This window comes from Rhizobium sp. SEMIA 4085 (assembly GCF_013004495.1).
Taxonomy (GTDB): domain Bacteria; phylum Pseudomonadota; class Alphaproteobacteria; order Rhizobiales; family Rhizobiaceae; genus Rhizobium; species Rhizobium gallicum.
Genome location: NZ_JABEPH010000502.1, coordinates 1 through 3,389, shown reverse-complemented (window position 1 = coordinate 3,389; position 3,389 = coordinate 1). Strand labels below are relative to the sequence as shown.

The window sequence follows — 3,389 nt, the reverse complement described above, 5'->3', positions numbered from 1 at the left end:
CACGTCCTCGCTGTTTCCGAGCCGAAACTGGGCCACAACCTGTTCCGTGGCCGGATTCACCACAACGCCCTTGGCAGTGCCCCTCGGCTCAAGCCATTTGCCGTCGATGAAGAACTTCTCCAGGTGGCCATTTCGGGACAGGTGTTCGAGGGGTGCGATCATCTTACTAGGTCCTTCATGCGATAATAGGCACCGAGGATCGGCAGGAACCAGGGACGCCCGAAATATCCAGGGATCGCTGGCCAGTCGAAATCTCTCCAGGGGTTGAGGTCGGGACGCCCGTCCATGACGTCGGCCATGATACTGCCCATCAGCGTCGACATATGAGTGCCGTGGCCGCTATAGCCCATGGAGTAGAAGATCCCGTCGCGCTCTCCGGCGCGGGGCAGGCGGTCGCGGGTCATATCGACCATGCCGCCCCAGCAGTAGTCGATCCGGGCGCCGGCCAGTTCCGGATAAACGTCGACCATCGCCGCTTTCAGGATCCGGCCGCTTTTTTCGTCGGATTGTGGATTGGACGCGGCAAAGCGTGCCCGCCCGCCGAACAACATGCGGTTGTCCGGTGTCAGCCGCCAGTAGACAACAAGGTTGCGCGTGTCGACGACATTGCGACGGGCCGGCATCAGGCGCTCAAGCTCCGAGGGCGACAGCGGTTCCGTCACGATCAGGAAGGCGCCGACCGGAACGATGCGGCGACGGATCCATCCGAGTGGCCCAACCTGGGAAATGCCGCTGGCCAGCAGGACTTGCCGCGCAACGATCTTGCCTCTGGGGGTACTTAGCTCATGCCCGGCGGGAACCTTGCGCATGGCCAGGACGGGCGCGCGTTCATAGATCTCGGCGCCTCGCCGCGCGGCTGCGGTCGCCAGGCCCCGGACGAAGCGGCCGACATGCATGCTGGCGCTCTTGGGAAAGAGCAGCCCGCCGTGGTAACGGTCGGTTCCGACCTCGCTACGCAGGTCAGTTCGGGGGATCATCCTCGTGTCGGGATCGACATTGGCTGCCAAGAGTTCCTGGGTGCGGGTCAGCATGTCGTAGTGCTGGGGTTTGGCGGCAAGCTTGAGCTTGCCGACCCGGGAGAAGCTGCAGTCGATTTTCTCCTCCCCAACGATCCGCTCAACCATATCGACGCCGGTGTCGAAAGCCTTGTAAAGCGCGTTTGCGGCGTCCGTGCCGTACTTTCTGGCCATGACCGCGTAGTTCTGGGCAAAACCGTTGTTGCACATACCTCCGTTGCGTCCGGATGCGGCGTTGCCGATTGTTTCGGCCTCCAGCAGGGCGACCCGGGCGCCCTTCTTGGCAAGCGCCAGTGCGGCGGAAGATCCGGTCAGACCGCCTCCCACCACGGCCACGTCGTACTGGCCTTCAAGAGGTTTGGACGATCCATCATTGAACGGCTGAGACGTATCCAGCCAGTAAGAGGTAAACTTCATTTTGCACCACCACCGCGTTAATTTGCATGGGCGCCATGCAAAGCGTAGAGATTGGAACTCCTACCAGCCGCGGATTCGCTGCCACCGCTCTTCGATGTCGGGGCTCTCACCGTTGATGACGTTGTAGAAGTCATGCTGGGCGGCCATCGCGCAGGCATGGTTGGGCAGAATCCGGATCCGCGTACCGACTGGTAGCGCGGGCATTGTCTTTTCGGAACCGGCGCGGATCGAAAGGATACCGTGTTCTTGACTGGCCTGGGAAACGACGACGTCTTTGAGGACCCGCCCCCTTTCGTCGCAGACCACGCCGTAACCCTGGTCGACGCGCTGGTTTGAGGTTCCACGGTCGCGTGAAAGCGCCATCCAACCGGCGTCGACCAGCACCCATCCTTTTTCCGGCTTGGCGCCGATCACGGTGGCCAACACAGAAATCGCGATATCGTCGATGTCACAGACCCCTACCCCATGTTGAACCAGGTCGAAGAACATGTAGACCCCGGCGCGCAATTCCGTTACGCCTTCCAGATTCTCGGCGAAGTGCGCCGTCGGCGTCGAGCCAAGGCTGACGATCGGGCAGGCATGGCCGTGAGCGCGCAGAATTTCGGCGGCGCGCACAGTGGCCGACCGCTCGTTCTCAGCTGCCTTGACCAGCGCATCGGGCGTGCTCAAGCTGTAAGATTCGCCCGCATGGGCGAGGACGCCGACGAGGTTGGCGCCCGCTGCGACGACCCTGTTGGCCACCTCAAGCAGCCTGGAATCGTCCGGCTTCACTCCACCGCGATGGTCATCGCAGTCCAGTTCGATGAAAATGGACGGTGTCACGCCGGTGGCCTTGCGCACGTCGCCCAAAGCATCAGCCTGCTCCACAGTATCAAGCAGCAGCTTCAAGTCGACGCCCGTGCGGCGACAAAGCTCCATGGCGCGGATGGCTGAAGCCGGCGACATTCCAACCGCATACGTAATGTCCCGAAAGCCGTGGCTCGCGAAATATTCGGCCTCGGCGATGGTCGAGACCGTGATCGGGCCCGGCTCGCGGGGAAATACCTGTCGGGCGACGTCGATGCTCTTGGCCGTTTTCATGTGCGGGCGCAGCACCACGCCAAGCTTCTTGGCGCGCTCGGCCAGGCGCTGTACATTGCGCTCAAGCCGTCCACGGTCCACAAGCAGCGTTGGTGTGACCAGGGTGTCGATCGTTTTAGCCGTCTCTGACCCTTGCAGGTTTGCCGTCATCTTGTCCATATCCTGATTTCCTAACCGAACGACTGGTTTGCCAAGGCATACATATGGGCTGGCCCGTCCGATTGCGGTCGCTGCCCCTTGACCATAGCGATCGCAGATCCGACCTGCTTGAGGCCGAGGCCATGCAGCCAATCGCCCAATTCATCTCCAGCATAGACATCGATGCGAACGAATTGCTTATGGAGCTTCGAAAGCTGGGCCAGGATCAGGAGTCGCGCATCTTGTGCGCTCTCGGCTGCACAAGGGCCGATCACGTAGCCGCGGCCGAACTTCCTGGCGATGGCGTAGCCTGCAACCCGCCCCGCGCGTTCGATGACCACCACGTTGCCCACATCGGCGAGCTCGGCCACCATCGACTGCCGGGGCATGCCCGTGGCCCGCTGGTCAAAGGCTTGGATCGCCGTAAGGTCCAAGATAGTCGCCGGACGGATGTCGTCGCAGGTATCCTGAGTCACCGCAACAGTCAGCGGGCCTTGATGCTGGAGCACGGTGCTCCAGGCGGTAAAGCCGCGTCGCTTGTAGAGCGCAAGCCCCTCTTCGGTTGAATTGAGCAGTACGTTGCGACCGTCCGTCGCTTCAAGCAACCCATTGAAGAGCCGTGAGCCGTAACCTCCGCCCTGTGCGGAGGCGGTGACGATGATCATCCCAGCGGTGGCATAGGCCTGTCCGTAGTTCCACCACATGGCGGTGTCGATCACCTCCCCTGCCCGCTCGATG

The 3,389-nt window shown here is 62.0% G+C and carries 3 protein-coding genes and 1 pseudogene; all 4 read right to left on the bottom strand.

Annotation, left to right across the window (positions count from 1 at the left end; all coding sequences use genetic code 11):
• A pseudogene (locus tag C9413_RS34000) lies at nucleotides 1–162 on the bottom strand (aldehyde dehydrogenase family protein); the annotation flags it as partial.
• Nucleotides 159–1,433, bottom strand: coding sequence for an FAD-binding oxidoreductase (locus tag C9413_RS29910; protein ID WP_039843926.1), 1,275 nt, complete (start codon nucleotides 1,431–1,433; stop codon nucleotides 159–161). The gene C9413_RS29910 and the pseudogene C9413_RS34000, both read right to left, overlap by 4 nt.
• Before the next feature lie 60 nt (nucleotides 1,434–1,493).
• A complete protein-coding gene (locus C9413_RS29905; protein WP_052451480.1) occupies nucleotides 1,494–2,672 on the bottom strand; it encodes an alanine racemase in 1,179 nt (392 codons plus the stop codon).
• A gap of 11 nt (nucleotides 2,673–2,683) precedes the next feature.
• Nucleotides 2,684–3,389: GNAT family N-acetyltransferase (locus C9413_RS29900; RefSeq protein ID WP_170251317.1), on the bottom strand; the 706-nt coding region annotated here is incomplete at its 5' end.

Excerpts from the sequence above, each read along its gene's own strand:
- C9413_RS29910 (WP_039843926.1), bottom strand. The coding sequence starts at position 1,433 with ATGAAGTTTACCTCTTACTGGCTGGATACGTCTCAGCCGTTCAATGAT.
- C9413_RS29905 (WP_052451480.1), bottom strand. The coding sequence starts at position 2,672 with ATGGACAAGATGACGGCAAACCTGCAAGGGTCAGAGACGGCTAAAACG.